Consider the following 22,722-nt stretch of genomic DNA (forward strand, 5'->3'; position numbering starts at 1 on the left):
TATTGAATGATATTCTTCCATTGCAAACATTACTTCAAACAATATCCTTATAGTGATTTATTAATGCTACGTTTTGTAAACACTTCTAGATACCCTCGAGGCTCTATGTACCTATTTCGAAACTATAAATTTGTTGCTGAAGTATCTAAACAGTAAATCTTGAATTAAGTTAACTTGAAATAAACAGCCCACTTAAATTACATTTGATCTATATTCTCTTTACGAGAAGCTACAGTAATCATACCAATAGAACTTTCACCCTTTCCTTTACTACTGTCCAAATTAATATGATGTTGATAACTATATATTAGAGAGGCCCTTAAAGCGTATGTGAAGTCCCTTTTATTTCGTTCATGATTTCATTTACTCTTGCATGTATTAAATCAGCATTACTAGACTTGGATTCAGGAACTAATAAAAAAATATTCACAATAGCGAGCCCTTGTAGATTTAACTTTGTAGACTGTAATATTTCGTGCTGCTCAATTTGCTCTCAGCTGACCGCTTGCTTCTTTCAGCTTGTTTCTAATTTTATTAGTAATAGTTGTAATATGGCCAAATAGCTTAACCCTACTAGCTTTTAACTCAATTAATTCAATATGTGTTTTGCCAATCAAAGCTAAATCTAGGCGGCCTTTATTATTACCTCTATTGACTTGTATTTCTGCTGATGGAATATAACTAATCTTTTTTGCCGAATAAGCCTCAAAAGCTGCATGGTAAAACAATGGGGTAATTGAAATTTCTCTGCCAGATGTTGGTAACAAACAGCATGGAATTTTAGTATTTTTTATGTATGTTTCTTCAATTGTCTCCAGTACATTTTTGATTAGTGGTCTGATGTAACTCAGTTCTGAGTTGTATGGTGCAGTTATAGTAATTATTCCGCTCATAAGCCTTTCCTTCAATTTTTTCTATCCATATATTACAGTGCAAAATTTCACGGTACAGACATAGTCAGGTTTCACAGTGTGAAACCAATAAACCTACCCTATAGATACAATAACAATTGATAGGAGGTCAAAATGACTGTTATTTCTTTAAACATTTTTATCACCAATTTTTCCATAGAGCCTCAAATAATTGAGCCCATTTTCAAATACCTACTTCTACAAGCAACATTTCTTAAAATATGCGTACACTTACAAGTTCAAGTTAAATGGAAGTTTCTTAGTTATGAAATGAAAGTGTGCTTAAATTAACCTACACACACAATAAAATCTAGCTATACGCAAAGATTTTAGTTAAGTGTGCATTTTATTAGGGGTATAAATCAGCACCGTTTAAGCTTCTTGATCGGCCAAGACGGAACAATAAAGCACTTTTTCGATAAATTTAAAACCAAAGACCATCATCAAGTGGTGTTGGATTATTTGACTAAATAATCGGTGCTAGGTGCTAGGTGCTAGGTGCTAGGTGCTAGGTGCTAGGTGCTACAGAGTTGAACTTAAGCGTTGCCTATTGGCAACGCTTTTTTATGCACGAGATTACGAAATAAAAGCGCACCTACAACATACTTGTAGTTGTTATTAAAAAACTACTTTTTTACATGACATCGCTAACGGTTTTACTATCAACAAATTGTTCAAAACTGATGATCTTACCCTCTTTGAGTATCCATAAATGGGCGACTCTGGCCTTAAAAAATTTGCCTGTGGCTTTATTGGTTCCGCTATAGCTGCCATAAGCAAACACCTTGTCGCCAGCAGCAACATAGTCTTCTACCGCAAAATTATAACCATTCCATTCACTGCCTAACCGTACAAATACATTTTTTTCAATTTCATCAAAGCCTTGGTAGGTTCCGGCATATGGAAAACCAGCGGCTTCCGTCCATTGTGTTTCGTTTGTTATATAACGCTTGAGGTTTTTACCATTTTCTTCTGAGGTCTTACCTTCATAAGTACTTTTTACAATATCAAGATTGGTCATCGATTTAGTCTCCAGATTAAAACTATTGTAATGTTCTAATGACGATATTTTGGCAGTGGGTACTGCATGCTTGAAGCATAGCCAAAGCCATTACTATCGTGATTACTCGCTGAATTTCCCACATGAAATGAAGCCTGTACAAAGAGTTGAACAGACCTTTCAAACTGCAAGCAGCTTGAAAAGCCCTAAATAAATTTAAGCTGTAGTAATTAGCCCCAAGGCATCTCGCCCATAATAACTTTGGCACTTAACGCCAATACGCTATCGCCGCCAATATTTGGATAGCTTGCTTTCATTTTACTCATCAATTCACTTGAATTAGCTGAAGACTTGGCTGCAGCTTCAAAGTCTTGAATGTATTTGCGAGTAAAGTGCACCGCTTCAATAGTCAATGGCTTATCACCTAACATATGACCAGAGATCACAGTTTTAGGATGCAGCTGCTTAATAACATCAAGGGTTTTATACCAACTTTGACGTGATTCAGGTGTTTGCGTATCTGCTAAAAAAACATGCATGTTGTTAAATACCACAACACCACCCAACATAGTTTTAGTCGAAGGGATCCATACAAAAGTATGTTTTGGATCATGACCGTCAAGACCAACAATATTCACTTTTTCACCATCAACCAATAAGGTGTCGCCTTGCAATACTTCTGGCAAAACTAGTTTTTGCGGTGCGTTTTCTTTAAGAATTGGCCCCCAATAAGCCTTTTTAGGCGCCATTGACGCTTTAATATAATCTCGGGTTTTAGCAGTTGATAATACCTTAGCATCAGGATAGGCCTCGGTGATCACGTCTAAGCCAAAATAATAGTCAGGATCACCATGACTAATGTAAATAGTGGTTAATTTTTTACCTGATTTTTTAATCAACTCAACCACTGATTGTGCGTCATTACGCTGAAATTGCGCATCAACTAAAACCGCTTCGGTTGGACCGCTGATCAACACCGAACTAACTGGGAACGTGCTTTTTTGTTGTGGATTAAACACACTGGTTTCAAGTGTTGCACTAACCGCATTGGCAGATACTGCCATCATTGTAGCAAGCGTGCTTGCCTGAATTAATTTAGATAAAAATGTCATAGTAGCCTCTAAAATGTCGCTCATTTAGCGAGTAAATTGGGTGTTTTTAAACGTGTAAAATTATTGGTTAATCAATCGTATTAATTAATTGTTTTACATAAGCTAACCACTGCTGTGGCTGACCGTAATAACGCGAGTGGTCTAATTTAGTAAATGCGCCATCGCTGTGCTCAAACGCAAGTGTTGGAAACCCACTACCGCCAACTAAATTCAACATCTGCCGCGCTTTAATTATTTGCTGCTGCGTTTTTTCGCCACTAAAAAGGTCAAACGCATTTAAAAAAGCCCTAGAGCTAGCACCAAGTTGAGTGGCTATGTTAGCTAAATTAGCTATATCAGACTGAGAACGGCCAAGTACAAATTGATCAACTTGCATTCTATGCAGCATGGCAACAGTATTAAGACCTAAAGATCCACCAGCTAATAGCGCCGTGATCGGCGTATCTGAATCTAAAATTCGCTGCTTATCATCTAATAGCGTTTCATAATAAGTTGGACTAAATACTTGCCCCGTTAAACTCGTGATCCTGTTATCCATGGCGATTATTTGCTGATGAAAATCAGCTGATAACTGACGTTTATTAGCCCCTGAAAATAAGCCGCCGCCATACAGCTTAATATCTATTGTTGTTAATTGAGTGAGTTCATCAATCAGCGGTGCGACGGCATAACACCAACCACACTGCGGATCCATAATGAAATGCAAGGTCTTCATTTTATTTTCCTGTCAGCAGTATTAAATTTATGAAACAAGTATAAATTGCAAATATGTTGCAATAAACATCACAACAGGCAATAGTTAATTGCATATATCGAACATATAGGAAATAAAATGGACAGGATCACCGCAGCTCAAGTCTTTGTTAGAATTGTCGAGCAAGGTAGTATGGTCAGCGCAGCGCATTCGTTAGATATGTCGCGCTCGATGGTAACTAGGTACTTAAGCGAAATGGAAAGTTGGGCGAATAGTCAGTTATTACATCGCTCTACGCGTAAACTCACGCTCACCGCCGCAGGTGAAAAAGCTTTTGTAAATTGTCTGTCGTTATTAGATTTAGCCAAACAAGTGTCTATCCCTTTAGAGCAAGATCATGTCGCACAACCTGAAGGGTCGATCCGTATTTCTTGCTCTCAATTTGTCGCCGCTAATTTATTGCCAGCAGTAATTGATCAGTTTTTAGATGAGTATCCCAAAGTACATATAGATATTCATATCAGTAACCAAGTAACTAATTTAGTTGAAGATAGAATCGATCTAGCAATACGTATTACCAACGACTTAGACCCCAATATCATTGCACGCCCGCTGGGTCGTTGCCGCTCAGTGTTATGCGCCACCGAAGATTACCTAAATCGTTTTGGTTACCCTGTTTACCCTGATGATTTGGCCAAACATAATTGCTTAATTTATTCTAATTTTGGAAAAAGTTTGTGGCATTTCAGCAAAGAAGAACTCGCGGTTGTTACTTCAGTCGCCGGCAACTTCAGTGCGAATGAATCAATGCTCTTACTTCAATCAGCACTCAAAGGACGCGGTATCTCTTTGCAACCTAAACATGCCGTACAACAGTTGATCAATGATAAAAAGCTGGTTCATGTGCTCCCCAACTATGAGCCAGCGTCCTTAGGTATTTACGCCATATACCGTTCTCGCAAACATCAATCTATCGCGATTAGAAAGTTACTCGAGCGCCTAATTGCGCATTTTGAAAAAACAGACACTTAAAAATATAAATAACTTAAAATTAATAAGCGCATAAATCAGCTAATGCTACTTAAACGCTCGTGGTATTGCTCAATCGTTTGATTCAAAAAGGTGAGCTCTGTTTTACTCAATTTTACATCTTGCAAATACTTTTTCGTCAATAACGTAGCTTTACACAGCTTATGCCAGCGTAGAATTATAGCTTTGTCATTAAGTCTATTTGCTTTTTATCATCAACTTAAGTGCTAAATGCGTGTGATTACTCATCACTGCATACGCACACACATCAATGCAACTACCTTACTTAGCCAATTTGAGTAGTTTATCTTCTACCCAGCCTCTGCGGTGCTCGTAGGACTGACCTGTAAAACGGTCTTCACCGCATAAAACAGTACGGCGTACACACAGGGGAATACAATGACCAAATTTTAGGCTGAGTGTCTTGCTTATTGTCTTGCTTATTGTTGAGTAAACCAAGACTTAGTAATTCAACTCTAGCGAATACCACTGAAGCGATAACCTCATTTACGCCACTAACCTTTGGTACTTATACTGCTTCGGTTAGTGTAACGGACTATGCAGGTAATACGGTTGTAAAGCAGATTTTAATTGCTGTTTCTATGCATGATGTTAGCTGGCTTGGCACTGTTAGCGGTCGTTTGCTTGATTCTTTAAGGCGCGGCCTCGCTAATGTCGCTCTCTTTTCAAGTGAAGCAATAACAGACAGTTTATATTTCTCTACGGATGATAATGGCTATTATCAAACAGTAATAGGCGTAGGAGCAGAGAAGAAATTTAGCATTATGGGTTTTAGCTCTCCATTTATGTCTGCTAACGTTGTGACAGATCAGCAGGTAACTGCCAACCACTTTATTATTGACTTAGGAACAAAAACAGCATTTATTAAGCAGAATGTCCGTATTGGTATAACTGCTTGTGGAGGATATAGTGGCCCTACTGAGCTTGAGCTTAGATTTAACGCATTAGATTTCACGTTAGAAGGGGAGAATTAGATCAGCGCGTCTATAGCTCTCAAACAATTACCATTGGCAAAACCAGTGAGTTTTCACTATTCGCACCTTTTTATATCGTGTTGATACAGATGATTATCCTGTTACTTGGATAAAAAACACCGAAAAAGGAGATTATGATAGTAAGGAACAATGGCAATTAGATTTACGTGCTAACTCAAATGATGTTGTTGAGCACACATTTGAAGTCTGTGACCAGCTCACCCCATAATGATTAAAGCTTGCTTGATAAACCTTTATCGAATTTTCAGCTTAGTTCGATTCAATTTATCTTAATAAGAAAAGCTTTTGTACTAGTACAGAAGCTTTTTTGTATAGTAAGTGTGGGTTATCTTTTAGTTGTTATAGTCTCAGTCAACTCTTTTAGAAAACATAAAAATCAAACTAGACAGCCACTTTTATTGAGCAACCAAAACTGTGTTACCAAGCTTGCTCTTTTAGATTAAAAATCATCCCTTTTTATATCATCACTCACACAACGTTTTTAAATGAGTAGATATCACTGATTTTTAGTGAGACGTTCAAGCTCTATATCACCTAGATACACCAAGATTTTAGTATTGAATATCGCGAAGATAGCCCACCATTACCCGCTAATAAAACCTTTAAAATTAACAAAGGATCTTGTAGTGAATTGTCTTAGATGCAAATTAATCTGCTGCGCCATTTTGGCATTGCCGTGCGTTTTGTCAGCGGCTATTTCTATTTTGATATGGAAACCCCTTCGATGAACTGCACGCTTGGCAGAGGTTTTTTACCTGGTACAGGTTGGTTAGGTTTTAACCCCAACCATGGTATTTTGACTGATAATACCCACTTTGCTGTCGCGTCCAGCGCCCCCCGAAAACACCATGCCTATTTATGGTGGTATACGGGGCAGCGCAACATCGCAATTAATCACCAACTTAAGTAAAGAAAAACGTCGATAACCTAAAGTCAGGCTAATGCTAAGGCGACAAAAAGGGTGCTGTTTGGCTGGCCTTTGACTTAGCGACATTGGCCGGTGGTCCTTGAGCAACAATATTCCCACCTTCATCGCCCGCACCAGGACCAATATCAATGACCCAGTCACTACGGCTCGCGACCTGCATATCGTGTTCAACCATGATTACGGTGTTACCTGCGTCTACCAGACCATTTAATTGCAACATCAACATAGCAACATCTGCGGGATGAAGGCCATTAGTGGGTTCATCGAGAATATACAAGGTGTCACCGCGTTGCGCCCGTTGCAACTCAGTAGCTAATTTTATCCGTTGCGCTTCACCGCCCGATAATTCGGTAGCAGGCTGACCAAGCCTTAAGTAGCCGAGCCCCACTTGCAACAAGGCATCCAAAGCGCGCGCTATTAAAGGCTCATCCATAAAAAATTCACGGGCAGTTTCAACGGTTAAATTAAGCACTTCAGCGATATTTTTATCTCGATAAGTAATATCGAGCGTTTCGTCATTGTAACGCTGCCCTTGGCATACCTGACAAGGCGAATAAACACTAGGCAAAAACAACAATTCGACACTCACAAATCCTACACCTTCACAATTCGAACAACGCCCCTTAGCTACATTAAACGAAAAACGCCCTGCGTTGTAGCGCCTCGCTTTTGCTTTGGGTGTGGCGGCGAATAGCTTACGTACATGATCAAACAAACCGGTGTAAGTGGCAAGGTTTGAGCGTGGTGTGCGGCCAATAGCTTTCTGATCCACGGTCACTAAACGTCGGATGTGCTGTATGCCATCAACAATTTTACCGCTGGTGGCGATTTCTAATTCTTCCTCAAGTAAATCAGTCTCATCATTGGGTGCCTCGACGGTATTTTGCTGACCAAGGGCATCAGACACAAGCTCCACCAGCGCCTGACTGACTAAACTCGATTTTCCTGAACCCGATACACCGGTAACGCTAGTCATAAGCCCTAGCGGAAACTCAATGTCGATATTCTTCAGGTTGTTTCGCTTAACCTGAACTAATTTGAGCCAAGCATTCGGCTGTCTTGGCCTATGTGCTGCACTGTCATCTTTATTAAACACAAATCGACCAGTGTGAGACTCGGTTACCTCGCGTAAGCCCTCAAGCGGACCACTGTAAATAATTTCTCCGCCATGGGTTCCAGCATTGGGACCTACATCAACAATCCAATCTGCATGGCGAATAACGCTAACATCATGCTCTACCACAAATACTGAATTACCCGCTGCGATTAATTCATCTAAGGCACCTAGCAATGCTTGAGTATCAGCGGGATGCAGACCGGCTGAGGGTTCGTCTAATACGTAAACGACACCAAATAATTGAGAGCGGATCTGCGTTGCAAGGCGCAGGCGCTGTAGTTCGCCCGGAGATAACGTGGGCGTACCACGTTCAAGCGACAAATAACCCAAACCAAGTCGAGTAAGCGCTTCAACACGAGTAAGAATATCGCTGGCAATGCGCTGTGCGACGATGGCTTTTTCTCGATTAACGGTGTTATCGTCGGGCTTGCTATTAGCAGTATCCTTTAACCGCAACGCCAACTCAGTCAGCGTCAATTGCGACAATTCACCAATATCAAGTCCAGCAAATTTAACCGACAGTGACGCTTGTTTGAGTTTTTTCCCCTGACATTCGGGGCATTGAGAAATCTGCATAAACTGCGACACCCGCTTTTTGGTGCGCGGGCTTTGCGTAGTAGCAAATGACTGCAAAATAAAACGCTTGGCGCTTGTATAGGTCCCCATGTAATTGGGCTTTTCCCCTTTATCAATTGCCTCTCGTATTTGGCTAATATTGTAGTCTCGATAAACCGGCACTTCAGGGGTTTCATCGGTAAACAAGATCCAATCCCGCGTTTTTTGCGGCAATTTTTTCCAGGGAATATCAACTTCATGGCCCAATGCAATCAAAATACGCAATAAGTTTTGCCCTTGCCATGCTGGCGGCCATGCCGCGATAGCGCGTTCCCTAATGGTCTTGCTGTCATCTGGTACCAACGACTTCTCTGTCACTTCAAATACACGACCTATACCATGGCATCGCTCACAAGCGCCCTCTGGGGTATTTGGCGAGAAGGCGTCAGCGTAAAGTATATTTTGACCTGTTGGATATTGCCCTGCACGGGAATAAAGCATGCGCAAGCCATTAGAAATCGTGGTAACACTACCAACAGATGAACGCACCGATGGAGTTCCTCGCTGCTGTTGCAGTGCTACTGCTGGCGGTAACCCTTCGATTGAATCAACATCTGGCTCCTCTACTTGATCAATCAAGCGACGGGCATAAGGCGAAACAGAATCTAGGTAACGACGCTGAGATTCAGCAAACAAAGTGCCAAAGGCCAATGACGACTTTCCTGAGCCAGAAATACCAGTAAAAACCACCAAGGCATTACGGGGCAAATCAACATCGATGTTTTTTAAGTTGTGAACCCGTGCACCTCTAACTTGGATACATTCATCAGGCTCAATACGACTAGGTTTGTTTTTTTGTCGAACGATTATTATCTCCTTTTTTGTAGCGTGTTGGCATAAAAAAACCACCTTACGGTTTTATAGATATGGAGGTTGATGATAAATTAGCAAGGCTAAAATTATTCAGCATAATTGATTGGAATGAATTTATTTTGGCAGGATAAGTCAGACTTGACTCCTTACCTAATGAAAGAGCCATAACATCTCAAACCATCTCTTTATACATGCCACGGCTTTAAAACCCGCTGACTCGCCATAGCCTTACCAATACGGCTGTTTTGCATGGACTTCGATGGGGTTGCAAACCTCGTCAGTCAGATCTAATATTTATCGGAGCGATACCAGCACTTCAGGATCACGATAACCCCTATGGCCTGCATAATTCTCTGTGTACGCTTCACCAATCTTGTTCGTGTGGTGCAGTCTTCACAGCTGAAAAGCCATTGCTAATGCCGCACTCCGCCAAATGCGCAAAACTCAATACAGGTGGTTGGTTAAACCTTACCCGACAGGGCCTTACACTATGTAAGATGGATCAAGCCTAGCCTGACGCACCAATATCGACATTAACGAGCTTAAAATAGTTTGTTAAAATTTTGAGGAACGAAGAAAATAAACTGTTTTAAGTCCCAGTTTAATTATTTGTTAGCCTTCCGATTCAATGAATGAATCAAGTTCTTTTAGTAATAATAGCTCTACGGTCTTTTTCTCCATTTTAGCCAACTCTTCTATACTGTAATCTTTGCCTATTTCTTTAACTAAAATATAGCCTAAGTAATAACCTCTGCGATATGGCAAATTTGTCTCATCCTTTCTGAAATTGAAGAATGAGGAATATATTTCAGGGTTTTTGGAGTAAAACTTTCTCTTAAGATCAGTAAGCGAATAAAGCAGTCTAGAGCGGACATTTTTAATCATACTGTCAGGTATGTTTAGCATCAATTCATCATTACTCGCGGACGAATTCAACTGGTGTGACACGTACGTTGCTAAGCCCTCAGTCCAAAGCGAGCACCAGAGTTCATCATTACATTGAAAAAAGTTTTCATGATAGACATGAAATAACTCATGATGAAAAAATGGGGTGTCATTATTCCAGTTATGGTATTTAGCCATTAGATCTACACCAAACATTAAGTAAGACTTACCCTTCAAATCACGTGTTGCACCATTAAACCTACCGAGCGAATGAAGTATATATATTGGTGTTTCAGATTTAAAATCTGCAAAAGTAGCAATAAATGACTTCATGCTGCCATTTAAATCCTTAGATAGCTGATTGCTTTTTAATAAGTATACTTTTTCTATCTCACTGAAACTTTCAATGGATTTAACAAAGTTCTTATTACTATAAAAGGGTTCAAACTGAGTGGTAAAATATTGTGAAAACCGCTCTGCTCTCTTTTCAGGGGATAACTTTTTGCTTGACTGATATACAGAGTAAAAATCATCAGCAAGATTAATTATTTCGTAGGCACCTGGTTGGTCGTGGGCAAGTGTTTTAAATGACAATATCCCAAATACAAGTATTGTTAGTAGATGAATTTTAGAAAAATTTCGCATAATTCTGATAAATAATCTCAGTAAGGTTAACGAGCCTGCAAAATTACTCGTTTTTATTTTTATTGATGCATAAACCATAGCCGAGTTCCTATTTTGATTCAATCGACAACTGACTTTCACATAAAATATAAAACAGGATTTGCTGTTGCTTTAATTGGCGTTTTGAAAAGTGTTTGAGTGGCTTATTGAGGTGATCAGGGCTTACCTTTATTAATGCATCGTGTTTTACGCATGCTGATATTAGCCTTTAAAATAACCCTCATTTACTTCTCTTTCTCTGCTCTTTGTGCAAAAAACTTTTAATTGAATTATTCACAAATAGGTTAAGAGGTGCTGCGCTTTAAAGGAGTATAAGTAAATGCTGTGCTAATAACGTAAGGATTATTGCGCAGCGCCCCTTATATGTATTTGCCATAAGCTACTTGCTTAACAGCCACATCGACAGACGAAGTAAACGAATTTGTTTATTGGTTTAGAATTGACCGTCACTGAATAAAAACGGTCAAATAAAATACTAGTGCCTATTGATAGAGTTAAGGCTCATATGTGTTATGTTTACTTTATAGACAGTGAAGTCATTATTCTCTTACCTATAGGTAACCACTCGTCAGCCTGTTCAGTGGTAGTATTAAATGCCGCTAATAAAAAACGCCCATCAACAGAAGTGCCGTACATAATGTTATGGATTTTGGTATCTATTGCGGGAGTGATTAATTCCATAACCATAAAGGTTTTACCATTTTGAACAATTACCTCATCTCTTAACCAAGTTGCTGACGGGTACATGCTATGAAACATTTTGGATATGGATTTGTGAGCATCTTTAACTTGTGATGGTTGCATTGCGTTGTTTGTGTGATTAAAGGCTAATGTTACACCTCCCGTTTTATCACTTAATACTTCACTAGGTCTTCTTGATGCCGGGTATTTTATTTCTAGGATATCAGAAGGCATTTTCCCAAAGTTTTGTGGGGCAAGAATTGACACTTTTCCACCAAGCGCTTCGATTTTTTTTAATTCTTCTGCCTGTGAATTACCAGTAATGATAAATAACATAAATACATATAATAATTTCATACTTCTCTCTTTGATATCAACATAGCCATCAAGCTACGAATGTAAACATAACGAGCCTGTAGAATAACTCGTTTTTAATTTATTTTTATTGATGCATTAACCATAGCTGAGTTCCTATTTTGATTCAATCGGTTACTTCTATTTTACGTAAAATATAAAAAGAGGATTTACTGTTGCTTTCATGGGCGTTTTGGAAGGTATGACAGGTGTTTAAGTGGCTTATTTGCAGAGGTGAAAACAATAAAAAGGACAGACACATATTTTGTGTCAGAGAATTTAGCACCTCTCCCGTCATAGGTAACCGTATCATTATTTTTTGCACACTATTAGTGTTAGTTACAGAGCTTAGAATTGAGGTGCTTGGAAAGAATTTTAGGCGAAGCTAGGCCGTCGCTTTGTTCAATAGTGTATTTTTAAAACAACCTAATAATGATGCAACTGTTCAGCCTGTGCCTTTGTACCATTTTACATCATTACTGGCGGCTTGCTGCTTTAACCGTTGTTTGCTGCCTGCAAAATTTGAGTACTGCTGCCTAAAACGTTGAATTGATTCAAGCCATTGTGCCTCTTCTATATTCAAAGTCAGGAGCACTTTTGGCATAGTTTTGTTGATATGCCCTTTTTCTTTGGATCTATGTGGCGGCCACTCCAGTCGACTAATTCAATATAATCCAGTAAGGCAAAGGGGATCGTGTGTTTAATGTGATTGCCGCCAAATGGTTTTAACTGTGCTGGTTGGCTTTCATGCTGAATATTATCTTTTTGTTTGAGAAGCTTATTCGCTTTAACCGTGTCTGTGGTAAAGGCTTTAAAGTGCGCTATACGTTCTTGAATTGAGGTGAAATCACTGTCTTCAAGCGTATCGGCTATGTTTGCTCTGATAGGGTTCAAATCAACGTAGGCCATGCAACTGAGCACTGCGGTTTCATCTAATAATGCTTGCGACTTATAGCGCCCTTCCCAGTACTTACCCGTGCAGTTATCTTCTTTATTGGCCTCGCGGGCAATGTACTCATTGAGGTTTTTCATATACCAGCTGATGTCATACAATCTTTCTCGCCATTTAGCGATGATCTCATTAAAAAAGAGCAAACTTGGCTTATCTAACTGCTCACCTTTTAAGTGGCGGTCGACTAAAAAGTGGCCGTTATAAAGCTGATACCAGCGTTTAATTACTTCATCATCGGACCAATCAAGTGCTTGACGCCTATTGACGTTCACAACAAGGTGGTAGTGATTGCTCATAATCGCGTAGGCAGCAACTTCAATGGCGAACACACTACTTAATAACTTAATTCGCTCTACTAACCACTCCCTACGATGATCAAAGTTTTTACCTGTGTATTTATCATCACCACACAAGAATGCACGTCTCACGCATCGTGAGATTAAGTGATAATAAGATGTCGATGCTAAATCAATAAGCTTTTTTCTTGCGCGAGTCATAATATATCAACTTCATCAGATACTGTATGTAATAGGCTATGTTGTAGTTGAGTGTGGGTATTAAAAATTCATATCATAATGCCTCTTTTATCCATGTTTGATCTGAATACTCAGTGTTATCTTCCATAAACCTAAACCAGCTTAAATAATTCTCAATGTAGTCTGTACCAATGCCATTAAAACGTCTTAACCATGCCTTCCATCGCATCATATAATTATTAAGTGTTTGGATATGGTAAATACCTTCTACCACTCTTTGGTTATCCAACCCAATCAAACGTTTATGGTCAATGTCGAGTTCTTTAGCAATACCTTTATACGATAAGTTTCCATCAGTACCGGAGTTTTTCAAGTTAGTTGTCGCATCAAGTTAAATTTTATGCCGCCCGCACTTCTTCTTTTTTCTCTGGATTCAAATTTACTTCATTGATCATTGTCCAATTTCGAGACTTTCCTGACCAACGACTTGGATTCTGTAATTTCGCTATTTCATTAACCCGATGACGTTCCGCTAGGATCGCTTTATCTAAACCTAAATGACGCTGATTTGGCGTGACAAACTTAATACCGCTATGTAAATGTTCATCGTTGTACCAATCTACAAATCCGTTAACCCATTTCCTTGCGCTCGCGATATCTTCGAAGGCTTTTTCAGGGTATTCTGGGCGATACTTTAATGTTTTAAATAATGACTCAGAATACGGATTATCGTTACTCACAGATGGTCGGCTAAATGAAGGCACAATCCCTAACTCCTGCAATGTCGCTAATAACGTTGCTCCTTTCATTGGACTGCCATTATCTGAGTGCAACGTGACTTGCTCAGGTTTTACCTGCTCTCGCCTGCAAATATCTACCATTAAATCAGCCGCCAGTGTGCTTAGTTGTGTGTCATGAACCTGCCAACCAACTATTTTTCGACTATAAATATCCATCACTAAATATAAGTATAAAAACTGACCTTTAACTGCTGTCGGCAAATACGTGATATCCCATGTATAAATTTCGTTTGCACGTGTTGCCTTGAGCGCTTTTGGCTTTTTTATCTTTTTATTTGGTTTTACTTTTTCTCTGTGTGTTAGTAAGTTATGTGATTTCATAACGCGATAAAACGAACTTTCTGATGCTATCCACACACCTTTATCCAATAGTTTAGGGACTATCTTGCAGGGTGGTAAATGCCCGTACTCTATTGAATTAACCGTCTTAATTATACGCTGTTGCTCTAATTCAGTTAGCTTATTAGGTGGTCGTTTTATCGTACTTGTCCGCTTATCTATCATATCTTCAGCTTCAATCCAGCGTTGGATTGTTCTTGTCGTTAAACCAAGTAACTCACATGCTTTTGCTTGCCTTGCCCCTGATTTCTGAGCGTCTTTAATGAGCTTTATCAATTCATGGCGTTCAGTTGAGCTGGTTAATCGTCCTCGTTGAAACCCCAAAGCGCATCTGCTTTTTTGAGTACAAGTAAAGCGGCTGTTTCTGCTAATGCTTTATCTTTACGATTAAGCTCTTTTTGAAGCTGCTTAATTTCTTGTTTGAGCTGCTTGCTGTCTGATTTTACAGGCTTCGTTGCTGGCCCTTTAGCAAAATCTTGCTTCCATTGTTGAATATGATGCGGGTAAAGTCCTTTAGCACGACAATATTCATTAAGAGCTGTTTCATCTAAACTCGCACATTCAATAATGGCGTTGAGCCTGTCTTCTAAGCTCCAGTCATGAGGGCGTTTTTCTGTTGTCATGTGACTACCGTTATTTTTAGTTTCAAGTTCATGGTTTTTAGCAAGTGCAATCCACCGTTGTAGTGTTGAATAGCCGACGCCTAAATCATCAGCAATATCTTCTAGACGAACATCATCACATTGAGATAATGCTTTTTCAACAGCTTGAACTTTAAATTCTTGAGTAAATCGACGTCTCATTTTATCTGCCTCTATTAAAAGTTAGAGGCGACAACTATCCTGACACAGGGGGTACAAAGCACTGAGCCTGATGATAATAAAGGCTTCAATTGTGCTTGAATATTTTCTTTTGTATTTCGTTCTAAAACCTTGTGAGATATAGCACCACTACGATCAAGAGCAATGAAAATAGGAACTTTTTCGATTTTTCCACCACCACGTTTACGTGACTTACGGTTAATAGCCCTCTTACCTTTAAAAGATTCTGGTAAAGATGTTTCATCAGCTTCAATAACACCCGTTAGTACTGAAGGATTAAAGCTGGCAGGGGCTTTAATAAACATATGTCGCCAACGAAATGACGTTCTAAGTGTTATATCCAAAGCTTTAGCTGATTTTCTAAGGGATACGCCTTCCCACATTAATTTGGTATATTCGATCCACTTCTCAGCCTTTTTCATTCGGTAAAGTGGTGAGTCTGCAAGTGCATTAAATGTTTTGTTGCATGATTTACACTTAAAGCGCTGAATTCTTGCTTTGTCATTCCCCAACGATTTAGATTATGTGAATCACAATGGGGGCAATGAGATATTGATTCCTCATGGTCGGCAATAGCTTGACCTACTTGGTTAGTGGCAATATTTGATTCAACTTCGTGGCGAAGCTTTTTAAGTTGAGCGTAATTTAAGTTGGTAATGTGATGTAGTATATTTTGAAACTGCTTGGAAGCCATGTTGCACCTACCGTTTTTAGGTTTCAGTATATTGAATATAGTTCACCAACACTGAAATACAACATAGCCATGTAATAACAGTAGTTGATGCTATGATTTTTGCAAAAAAATGTGCCTGTCCTTTTTTACTTTCTTTTTTGTCCTGCTTTCACGACTTGTTAGGGCTTTTCATACAACCCAAGCCCGCAGTTATTACAACATCGTTTTTTAACAAATGAAACATTTTGATTTGCGATAAACGGTAAGGAACAGCGAGGACATGGAAAACGAGTAATTTTGAAAGCAAATCTACCTAAGAAAAACACCCAAAGTAAAAAAGCTAAAACAGCAACGATTGCCGAACTTATAAAATTACTTAGAATTGCGGCAATCGCAAAGTTGAGCGGAAGACCAAATATTAAATAGGCTAAGGCTATCCAATTTCGTCGCCGATATTCACTCCATTGTTTCGGTATACGCTTGAACATTGAGAAAACCCTAACGCCGCGCTCTGCGGCAAATTTGGAGCGCAGCGGAAAATTTGTCCGACAGCAGCGCCTTGTTAGCATTATTCATCTGAGGCTTTTGTCATAGCTTCCAGCAATCATTTCTACTGTAGATTTTTCGCCGTTTTCTTTAAACCAGATATCAGGATTAAACTTATTATCCTGAATCATGCGGGCTTCTGCCCTCAAGATCTTTTCGTCTAGATGGTTGAGGTTAAGGTTTAGCCAATTTATAAGCTGCTGGAAATTATGCGCAACTAGCTCACCTTTCTTTTCCTCGTAATACGTCTCTAGGTCGATAGGGTAGTTTTTTCTAATAGCCTCTATAACTGCGCAGTGAGCTGTCCGCAAAAGACCTTGGCCTGAAAAATTAATAGGGTAATCCCAAATTTCACCTCGGAGCCCATATTCTTTTCTGGTTGCTTTACTATGTGACCAATATCGTATTTCTAGGATTTCAAGACGTTTTTTATAAGTCTTTATGATTTCTTCTTCGACTAACTCACGAGTATCTATTTTTAGTTCTTCAAAGGTTTTAAGCTTAACATTTGTATTTTCTGCCGCTTCATATGCACCACTTTGAAAGCCAGCCTCGGAGATAATAAATGCTCTATCGGCACCAATATCTTCTGCTATTGTTCTAAGGCCAAGAACTTGAAGTTTGTTTACCTTCTTTTTCCATTTCTTCGCTTCTACTATCCAGGTTAAATCTTCACCTAAGAACTTCGTGGTTACTAAAACATCAATGTCATGCTTAGTTCTTACTCCCTGCATAGTCACATTGGTGCTCGCGACCGCGCCAATTGAAGTGAAGTAGCTGCAAATCTCTTCCTGAAACTGGTACCAATCAGCTGTATCACTCATTTTTTAATCCATACATCTTTAATGTTGACGCCGTAGTTATAGTGGATGCTAACGAGGCTGTAGAATAACTCGTTTTTAATTTATTTTTATTGATGTATTAACCATAGCCGAGTTCCTATTTTGATTCAATCGGTTACTTCGATTTTACGTAAAATATAAAAAGAGGATTTGCTGTTGCTTTAATGGGCGTTTTGGAAGGTATGACAGGTGTTTAAGTGGCTTATTTGGAGAGGTAGCAGCTTACCTTTATTAATGCGTCCTGTTTTGCAGCTTTTCTATATTATGAACTAAGCAATACAGTTGCCATTGGGCATTCACTTTCGTTTGACCGCGTAAGGTCAATTTATTCATGCCTTTGTTAACTGTAATATTCCCGAACACTGGCTCTATACAGCCAAGTCGTTTGCTGTACTGTCGTCGCCCGATTGGGCTGTCTATTTTGACCTTCATTTTGTCGATGTAGCTTAGCTTTTTACGCGATTCATCATTTTTAAACTGAACTTGCCGTCCTGTTTTTATAGGTGGCTTTCGCATACATTGCTGTTGCAGTGGGCATACCTTGCAATCTTTTAAGTAACCGCAGAATCGCGTATATTTTTGGTTGTGGCTGTTTACATTTATACCGTTTCGCCACATTTCATTGCCTGCGGGACAGCGGCAGGTTTGTGTCGTCTCATCATAATGGAAGTCGTCTGAGGTAAATAACCGTGGCTTGCCTTTACTGCGTTTTAGTCGGCGCTTTTCTTGCTCTGTCTCATAAGTTTCACTTTCTTTAAACAGCGGATTTCGTTTTCTAAATTGGTTATCCGCAATGTAAGTATCAAAGCCACTTTTCGCCATAAACTCAAGATTCACTTCGCTGTTAAACCCACTGTCTGCGGTAAACTTTATGGTGTGATTATCTGCTTCTTTTTTTGTATTGAGTTTAGTGAGCTGTTGTTTTAATTGCTTAACCGCTGGCTGTAAGGTTTGCTGCTCGCCCACTGTACCCCATGCCTGTGCTTGCAGTATAATTTGATGTTTATCGTCATTTATCGCTATCCCGTTGTAGCCTTGGATTGTACCTTTTGACGTGGTCATTTTCGCGCTATCAGGGTCGGTAATATTACTTTTAATGGGCTTGCCTTTGCTGCCCGTTTTTTCCTCGTGGGTCGCTAAGAACTCCGTGATTTTATCTGCACTTTTATCCAGCTTTTCTTTTTGCTTTAAATCCTGTGTTATCAACTCTTCGCTCAGGCTATCTTGTGATTGGTGACGTTCGATAATACGTTTACTCGCGCGTTCTAGTTTTGCTTTTTTACGCCCTAGCTCATCGAATGTGCCGCTCCATTCTTTACTCGCATTCGATTTCAATTTGCATCCATCAATGGCAAACATGTTACGACCTATCAAGCCTTCTTCGTCGCATATCATCAGTACTTGCGTAAACAGCGGTTCAATCTGTTCGTGCATTTTGGCCACGAATCCCGCTACAGATGTGTAATGAGGTTGAATATCACCCGACACACTCATGAACAAAATATTCGTCTCACACGCCTTAGCAATACGGCGGCTACTAACCAAACCATGTGCGTAACCAAGTAAAATAATCTTTAGCATCACTGAAGGAGGATACGCAGCGGCGCCCGTTTTATCATTGTTATACCACGCGTCAAAGCCCGACAAATCGAGTTTATTTTCGACAATATAACAAAGCGCATACTCAAATGTACCTGGCAATATTTGCTCAGCAAAATTGATTGGAATGAATTTATTTTGGCAGGATAAGTCAGGCTTGTAGTTGGCCATAACAATTTACCGTGGGTGAATAATATCTATTAGATCACAGTAACCCTGTGGGTTCAAGGTCAAAAAACAATCAAGTCAATTGTGTAGAACCAGTTCCTAAAAAGAGTAATTCTACAGCCTCAACGCCCTGTTAATGGGCAAAATATTGTTTGCTAAAATGTTGAGGAACGAAAACAGCAAACTGTTTTTTGTCCTTATTTATTAGCTTGTTAAGTGCCCCTAACATACTCAACCATAATCAAAAAACTACCCAAACACAAGCTAATTGCCGACACTAAAAACCAAGGCTCTGCGTATAGTCCCATGTACAACGCTATTGATAATGAAGCACAACCTGCGCCGACAGAGTAAATGGTAAATTTATTTATTTGAGGGTAGCGAATCACAGCTATTACTGCGACTGATAGTGAAAATAATCCAACCAAAATTACTGCGGTTATAAAAAATGAAGGGAAATCACGGAAAGTACCATGCGCAAAAATAGTCAAACCAAGCAAGCACATCCCTAACCAATGAAAACTAGCAGGAATAAACAAAATGATTAATACTGCTTTCTTAAATATTATGCTCATACTTCCTTGGGGCATTTAACGCCTCATTCAGAGGCAATAAAATAGCTGGTTAAAATTAGCGAGGCACGAGCAAAAACCAGCTGTTTTTTGTCCTGCTGAAATGACTTGTTAGGTCTAAAGAGGTTGCACACCAATACGGTTGCCAACTCTTTTAAGGGCAATTTTTTTCCTGACCAAAAATAGTCTTGGTATACCTTGCCTATGTCATTAGGTATTTTGTCGCCGGTGGTAATAAAACCAAGTTTCTTATAAAAATTATCTAAATTTTTGATTTCAGCCTCTTCAACTGCAACTTGAATAAAACCTTTATCAGTTACGTAACATTGAGCTGCATTTACTAATTTTGTGCCAAAACCTTTCCCGCGCTCTTCTGGAAAAACGTATAACGAAGATAAAATGAATTGATTGTTCTCCATATCAGGAAAAAAGCCCATCATGTATTTAGGGTTTTGGTTAAAATCAGGGTTAACAATATGGTGGTTATGACGAGAACGAGGATCATTTAATACATCATTTGTCATATCCGAAATGGTTTCTTTATAACACCTTAAGACCGCATTCTTAATTGCATCACTTTCGTTTATCCATTCTGAAAGCTCATTGTTTGGGATATACATATCGTGCATAGGTTACTCCTTAGACCTAACGCCAGGCTCAACTGCGTAGCGACCTGGCGCTTTTTGTGCGTTTTTTGCACAAAAAAGTGACAGGTTGCGGAGTCAGATTGCAGCCCCTTGTTATACGCGCTTCTACTTTAACCAAATTGAGTAATCCATTTTACCCAATGTTGTTGATAAATTTGCGATTGCTATAGCCTGCCCAACGCTGGTCAAGGTTACTTGGCCACCTTTTATATCTTTGTCAAAGGCTTCTAGCAGCAGTTTTGTTGTAGGTGTAAATTGAGCAATGTCGCTTTTGAAGGTATTAATATCTGTATACCCCATATATTTGTATAGTTGGCTCATCCAACCATCATATATATCCATACCCATCATAGAGGCAATTGAACAAGTACCAGCATACTGAATATGACGTTTTTGTGAGTCAGAAAGATTAAGGCCAGACCGCACGGAGGCCAGAGCGCGTTGTGAATATGGTTCAAGTTGAGATATATGTTGAAGTCCATTTATACCAACATGGGTCATGTAGTGGATAAACGATAAATATGCTATCTGTTCGCTTGTAATTTTAGGTACGACAGTGACTGCTTCCGAAAGCACTATATCTTTAAAATCGTTAGCTGAAGCTGATGCTCTTTCGGCGATTAAATCCACAAGTACAGACGGGTTCGATTTCTCCCCTTTTCGCGCACTGGATTGCACCGCGTCATTGATAGCAGCTTGTACATCTGGATCTGTAAATTTCGCCAAATCAATTTCACGTGCATTTTCAACTATTTTGGCTTCGAGTTTAGTAGCAAATTTTTGGACGTTAAGCTCAGCGGCATTAATGGCCTCTTCTCTCAAAGCGGGAAAATTATCCCGAAGGAAAAGCAAACAAAGCTCTTTTACTTCGGAAACGGATAAACCGTTATTTTGAGTTAACGTTACATCCCCGCCAGCTTGGATAGCAGTACCATCCGTTCCTACTTCCTGTTTTTGTTTATCCCCTAGCATCACAATTCCTTATTCTCTCTTTCGCCCATGGAGATATTTACATTTCCTCCCGCCTGGATACCCGTTGAACCGTCACCGAGTTTCTGAGACTGTTTTTCGTGACTTTTTGGACTACCTAAAAAGAATGATGTTATCAGCGCAGATAGTGAAACCACAGTAGTTAATGCGGGTTCAAAACTACGGTCGAAATACAACCAAGTTCCAGCGATACCTAGTGCAACAACTGATAATATTCTCACTATAGTGCGCATAATTCTCCTTACGTATAACAGCTTATTCAAAGGATCTAAACCCACAAGTTGCAGACAGAAAATCCTTTGAGTTTTTTAATACTTTCAGTCTAACTCTGTATCTAAATGTAAATCAAGGGATTTATATTTGTTGTTTTTTTGTTGTTGTAAAATACAAGAAATAATCCCGCGAGTTGTTGAAAAAAACTAAATACAACTACTGTTTATATATACAGCTAGAACTGGAGCAGATCATGGCTTCTGTATTTTTAGAATCCATCCGTGACTTTATGACAACGCGTCGTTATGCCAAACGCACTATAGACACTTACCAATATTGGATAAAATTTTATATTTTATACCATGCTAAAAAACATCCAGCGCAATTGGCAGAGTCGGAGGTTGAGCAATTCTTATCTTATTTAAGTAATCAGCGTAATGTTGCAATGAAAACTCAGGCAACGGCTTTAAATGCTTTAGTATTTTTATACCGTCATATTATTCAGCGGCCGTTATCACTTGAGATGAATTTTAATAAATCACTCGTGCCACCTAAATTACCTGTAGTACTGACCCGTGAAGAAATGCAGCGTTTATTATTGGCAATGGATCCAAAGTATAAACTTATCGCTCAGTTACTTTACGGTAGTGGTCTACGTTTAATGGAAGCTGTAAGGCTACGGGTACAAGATGTCGATTATGACTATGTCTCATTAATGATTTGGCAGGGCAAAGGCAATAAAAACCGCAGAGTAACATTAGCACTCGAACTACTGCCGTTGTTGCGCAGCCAAAGTCACTTGGTAAATGACTACTGGCAACGAGACAAACAAGCAACAGACTATGCCGGTGTCTGGCTTGCGAATGCACTAGCTAGAAAATACCCAGCGGCTCCTTATGAAATGAGCTGGCAATATTTGTTTCCTTCTGCCCAGTTAAGCATGGACCCAGAAAGTAAAAAGCTGCGACGCCACCATATTGATGAAACAACGGTTCGTAAAGCAATTAAGCTGGCAGCAAAGCTGGCAAAAATTCAAAAAATGTTACCTGCCATACACTACGGCACTCGTTCGCTACCCATTTACTTGAATCCGGTGCAGATATACGCACCGTGCAAGAACAACTCGGCCATAGCGATGTTCGCACCACGCAAATTTATACGCATGTACTTAACAGTGGTGCCAGTGGCGTAAAAAGCCCGTTGTCGCAGCTACTTTAGGTTCTTATTATCTATTGGAGTATCGCG

At 39.4% G+C, this 22,722-nt stretch carries 21 protein-coding genes and 4 pseudogenes; 6 read left to right on the plus strand and 19 right to left on the minus strand.

What is annotated here, in order from left to right; translation table 11 throughout:
• Positions 1 to 482: 482 nt before the first annotated feature.
• Entirely contained in the window at positions 483 to 893 is a 411-nt protein-coding gene (locus P4S61_RS01915) for a hypothetical protein (RefSeq protein WP_337117684.1), read from the minus strand.
• Between the two features lie 384 nt (positions 894 to 1,277).
• Here P4S61_RS01915 and P4S61_RS22880 point away from each other — a divergent pair.
• A pseudogene (locus P4S61_RS22880) lies at positions 1,278 to 1,385 on the plus strand (thioredoxin-dependent thiol peroxidase); the annotation flags it as partial.
• 160 nt (positions 1,386 to 1,545) lie between these two features.
• Here the strand turns inward: P4S61_RS22880 and P4S61_RS01920 are convergent.
• The 3 genes from P4S61_RS01920 to P4S61_RS01930 form a co-directional block, all read right to left on the minus strand.
• Positions 1,546 to 1,932, minus strand: a complete 387-nt coding sequence (locus tag P4S61_RS01920) for a nuclear transport factor 2 family protein (RefSeq protein WP_149982971.1) — start codon at positions 1,930 to 1,932, stop codon at positions 1,546 to 1,548.
• Between the two features lie 209 nt (positions 1,933 to 2,141).
• Positions 2,142 to 3,023 carry an MBL fold metallo-hydrolase gene (locus P4S61_RS01925; protein ID WP_182731891.1) on the minus strand — a complete coding sequence of 294 codons (882 nt, stop codon included), beginning with the start codon at positions 3,021 to 3,023 and terminating at the stop codon, positions 2,142 to 2,144.
• Between the two features lie 67 nt (positions 3,024 to 3,090).
• Positions 3,091 to 3,738, minus strand: a complete 648-nt coding sequence (locus tag P4S61_RS01930; protein WP_182731890.1) for a DsbA family protein — start codon at positions 3,736 to 3,738, stop codon at positions 3,091 to 3,093.
• Between the two features lie 117 nt (positions 3,739 to 3,855).
• On the opposite strand from P4S61_RS01930, the gene P4S61_RS01935 reads away from it, so the two are divergent.
• A complete protein-coding gene (locus P4S61_RS01935; RefSeq protein WP_145241538.1) occupies positions 3,856 to 4,749 on the plus strand; it encodes a LysR family transcriptional regulator in 894 nt (297 codons plus the stop codon).
• 38 nt (positions 4,750 to 4,787) lie between these two features.
• On the opposite strand, the pseudogene P4S61_RS01940 reads toward P4S61_RS01935, so the two are convergent.
• Positions 4,788 to 5,190: pseudogene (locus P4S61_RS01940) on the minus strand (transposase); the annotation flags it as partial.
• A 2-nt stretch (positions 5,191 to 5,192) separates the two neighbouring features.
• On the opposite strand from P4S61_RS01940, the gene P4S61_RS01945 reads away from it, so the two are divergent.
• Together P4S61_RS01945 and P4S61_RS01950 are read left to right on the plus strand one after the other, a co-directional pair.
• Positions 5,193 to 5,741, plus strand: a complete 549-nt coding sequence (locus P4S61_RS01945; protein ID WP_337117685.1) for a hypothetical protein — start codon at positions 5,193 to 5,195, stop codon at positions 5,739 to 5,741.
• Positions 5,742 to 6,402: 661 nt separating this feature from the next.
• Positions 6,403 to 6,672 carry a transglutaminase-like domain-containing protein gene (locus tag P4S61_RS01950; RefSeq protein WP_145241534.1) on the plus strand — a complete coding sequence of 90 codons (270 nt, stop codon included), beginning with the start codon at positions 6,403 to 6,405 and terminating at the stop codon, positions 6,670 to 6,672.
• Positions 6,673 to 6,706: 34 nt separating this feature from the next.
• Here P4S61_RS01950 and P4S61_RS01955 read toward each other — a convergent pair whose 3' ends face one another.
• The 8 genes and pseudogenes from P4S61_RS01955 to P4S61_RS01990 all read right to left on the minus strand — a co-directional run bounded on the left by P4S61_RS01955 (position 6,707) and on the right by P4S61_RS01990 (position 15,921).
• Positions 6,707 to 9,235 (minus strand): excinuclease ABC subunit UvrA, encoded by a 2,529-nt coding sequence (locus P4S61_RS01955; protein ID WP_337118871.1) that lies wholly within the window; start codon positions 9,233 to 9,235, stop codon positions 6,707 to 6,709.
• 612 nt (positions 9,236 to 9,847) lie between these two features.
• Positions 9,848 to 10,843, minus strand: a complete 996-nt coding sequence (locus P4S61_RS01960; RefSeq protein ID WP_182731886.1) for a DUF2268 domain-containing putative Zn-dependent protease — start codon at positions 10,841 to 10,843, stop codon at positions 9,848 to 9,850.
• 477 nt (positions 10,844 to 11,320) lie between these two features.
• A complete protein-coding gene (locus P4S61_RS01965; protein ID WP_145241529.1) occupies positions 11,321 to 11,842 on the minus strand; it encodes a hypothetical protein in 522 nt (173 codons plus the stop codon).
• Between the two features lie 442 nt (positions 11,843 to 12,284).
• Positions 12,285 to 13,288, minus strand: a pseudogene (locus P4S61_RS01970) (transposase).
• Between the two features lie 73 nt (positions 13,289 to 13,361).
• A complete protein-coding gene (locus tag P4S61_RS01975; RefSeq protein WP_337117686.1) occupies positions 13,362 to 13,640 on the minus strand; it encodes a hypothetical protein in 279 nt (92 codons plus the stop codon).
• Positions 13,641 to 13,665: 25 nt separating this feature from the next.
• Positions 13,666 to 15,209 (minus strand): IS3 family transposase gene (locus P4S61_RS01980; protein ID WP_442961540.1). Its coding sequence is split into 2 segments (ribosomal slippage): positions 13,666 to 14,732 and positions 14,732 to 15,209, totalling 1,545 coding nucleotides; the frame shifts between segments, so codons are not numbered across the junction.
• A gap of 14 nt (positions 15,210 to 15,223) precedes the next feature.
• Positions 15,224 to 15,649, minus strand: a complete 426-nt coding sequence (locus tag P4S61_RS01985) for an IS1595 family transposase (RefSeq protein WP_337117687.1) — start codon at positions 15,647 to 15,649, stop codon at positions 15,224 to 15,226.
• Complete coding sequence (locus P4S61_RS01990; protein WP_337117688.1) at positions 15,646 to 15,921, minus strand: hypothetical protein; 276 nt, start codon at positions 15,919 to 15,921, stop codon at positions 15,646 to 15,648. The genes P4S61_RS01985 and P4S61_RS01990 overlap by 4 nt, the downstream gene beginning before the upstream one ends.
• 276 nt (positions 15,922 to 16,197) lie before the next feature.
• Here P4S61_RS01990 and P4S61_RS01995 point away from each other — a divergent pair, with 276 nt between their 5' ends.
• On the plus strand, positions 16,198 to 16,326 hold the full coding sequence (locus P4S61_RS01995) for a hypothetical protein (RefSeq protein ID WP_259395715.1): 129 nt from the start codon (positions 16,198 to 16,200) through the stop codon (positions 16,324 to 16,326).
• A gap of 146 nt (positions 16,327 to 16,472) precedes the next feature.
• Here the strand turns inward: P4S61_RS01995 and P4S61_RS02000 are convergent, their stop codons facing one another.
• From P4S61_RS02000 to P4S61_RS02025, 6 genes are all read right to left on the minus strand, one after another.
• Positions 16,473 to 17,270, minus strand: coding sequence for a restriction endonuclease (locus P4S61_RS02000; protein WP_337117689.1), 798 nt, complete (start codon positions 17,268 to 17,270; stop codon positions 16,473 to 16,475).
• Positions 17,271 to 17,519: 249 nt separating this feature from the next.
• Complete coding sequence (locus P4S61_RS02005) at positions 17,520 to 19,058, minus strand: IS1182 family transposase (RefSeq protein ID WP_337117690.1); 1,539 nt, start codon at positions 19,056 to 19,058, stop codon at positions 17,520 to 17,522.
• Positions 19,059 to 19,267: 209 nt separating this feature from the next.
• A complete protein-coding gene (locus tag P4S61_RS02010; protein WP_337117691.1) occupies positions 19,268 to 19,630 on the minus strand; it encodes a hypothetical protein in 363 nt (120 codons plus the stop codon).
• A 23-nt stretch (positions 19,631 to 19,653) separates the two neighbouring features.
• Positions 19,654 to 20,256: a GNAT family N-acetyltransferase gene (locus P4S61_RS02015; RefSeq protein WP_337117692.1), complete on the minus strand. Its 603-nt coding sequence runs from the start codon at positions 20,254 to 20,256 to the stop codon at positions 19,654 to 19,656.
• Between the two features lie 123 nt (positions 20,257 to 20,379).
• Complete coding sequence (locus P4S61_RS02020) at positions 20,380 to 21,246, minus strand: LPO_1073/Vpar_1526 family protein (RefSeq protein WP_337117693.1); 867 nt, start codon at positions 21,244 to 21,246, stop codon at positions 20,380 to 20,382.
• Positions 21,246 to 21,497, minus strand: coding sequence for a hypothetical protein (locus P4S61_RS02025; RefSeq protein ID WP_337117694.1), 252 nt, complete (start codon positions 21,495 to 21,497; stop codon positions 21,246 to 21,248). The genes P4S61_RS02020 and P4S61_RS02025 overlap by 1 nt, the downstream gene beginning before the upstream one ends.
• 269 nt (positions 21,498 to 21,766) lie before the next feature.
• Here P4S61_RS02025 and P4S61_RS02030 point away from each other — a divergent pair.
• A pseudogene (locus P4S61_RS02030) lies at positions 21,767 to 22,695 on the plus strand (integron integrase).
• The last annotated feature ends 27 nt before the right edge of the window (positions 22,696 to 22,722 follow it).

Source organism: Pseudoalteromonas sp. B160 (assembly GCF_037162485.1).
GTDB lineage: Bacteria > Pseudomonadota > Gammaproteobacteria > Enterobacterales > Alteromonadaceae > Pseudoalteromonas > Pseudoalteromonas rhizosphaerae.

Bases quoted from the DNA above. Each gene is read 5' to 3' on its own strand.
- P4S61_RS01990 (WP_337117688.1), bottom strand. From the start codon at position 15,921: ATGGCTTCCAAGCAGTTTCAAAATATACTACATCACATTACCAACTTA.
- P4S61_RS01935 (WP_145241538.1), top strand. From the start codon at position 3,856: ATGGACAGGATCACCGCAGCTCAAGTCTTTGTTAGAATTGTCGAGCAA.
- P4S61_RS02000 (WP_337117689.1), bottom strand. From the start codon at position 17,270: ATGAGTGATACAGCTGATTGGTACCAGTTTCAGGAAGAGATTTGCAGC.
- P4S61_RS01925 (WP_182731891.1), bottom strand. From the start codon at position 3,023: ATGACATTTTTATCTAAATTAATTCAGGCAAGCACGCTTGCTACAATG.
- P4S61_RS01960 (WP_182731886.1), bottom strand. From the start codon at position 10,843: ATGGTTTATGCATCAATAAAAATAAAAACGAGTAATTTTGCAGGCTCG.
- P4S61_RS01965 (WP_145241529.1), bottom strand. From the start codon at position 11,842: ATGAAATTATTATATGTATTTATGTTATTTATCATTACTGGTAATTCA.
- P4S61_RS01915 (WP_337117684.1), bottom strand. From the start codon at position 893: ATGAGCGGAATAATTACTATAACTGCACCATACAACTCAGAACTGAGT.
- P4S61_RS02020 (WP_337117693.1), bottom strand. From the start codon at position 21,246: ATGCTAGGGGATAAACAAAAACAGGAAGTAGGAACGGATGGTACTGCT.
- P4S61_RS01985 (WP_337117687.1), bottom strand. From the start codon at position 15,649: ATGAAAAAGGCTGAGAAGTGGATCGAATATACCAAATTAATGTGGGAA.
- P4S61_RS01930 (WP_182731890.1), bottom strand. From the start codon at position 3,738: ATGAAGACCTTGCATTTCATTATGGATCCGCAGTGTGGTTGGTGTTAT.
- P4S61_RS02025 (WP_337117694.1), bottom strand. From the start codon at position 21,497: ATGCGCACTATAGTGAGAATATTATCAGTTGTTGCACTAGGTATCGCT.
- P4S61_RS02005 (WP_337117690.1), bottom strand. From the start codon at position 19,058: ATGGCCAACTACAAGCCTGACTTATCCTGCCAAAATAAATTCATTCCA.
- P4S61_RS01950 (WP_145241534.1), top strand. From the start codon at position 6,403: ATGCAAATTAATCTGCTGCGCCATTTTGGCATTGCCGTGCGTTTTGTC.
- P4S61_RS01920 (WP_149982971.1), bottom strand. From the start codon at position 1,932: ATGACCAATCTTGATATTGTAAAAAGTACTTATGAAGGTAAGACCTCA.
- P4S61_RS02015 (WP_337117692.1), bottom strand. From the start codon at position 20,256: ATGCACGATATGTATATCCCAAACAATGAGCTTTCAGAATGGATAAAC.
- P4S61_RS02010 (WP_337117691.1), bottom strand. From the start codon at position 19,630: ATGAGCATAATATTTAAGAAAGCAGTATTAATCATTTTGTTTATTCCT.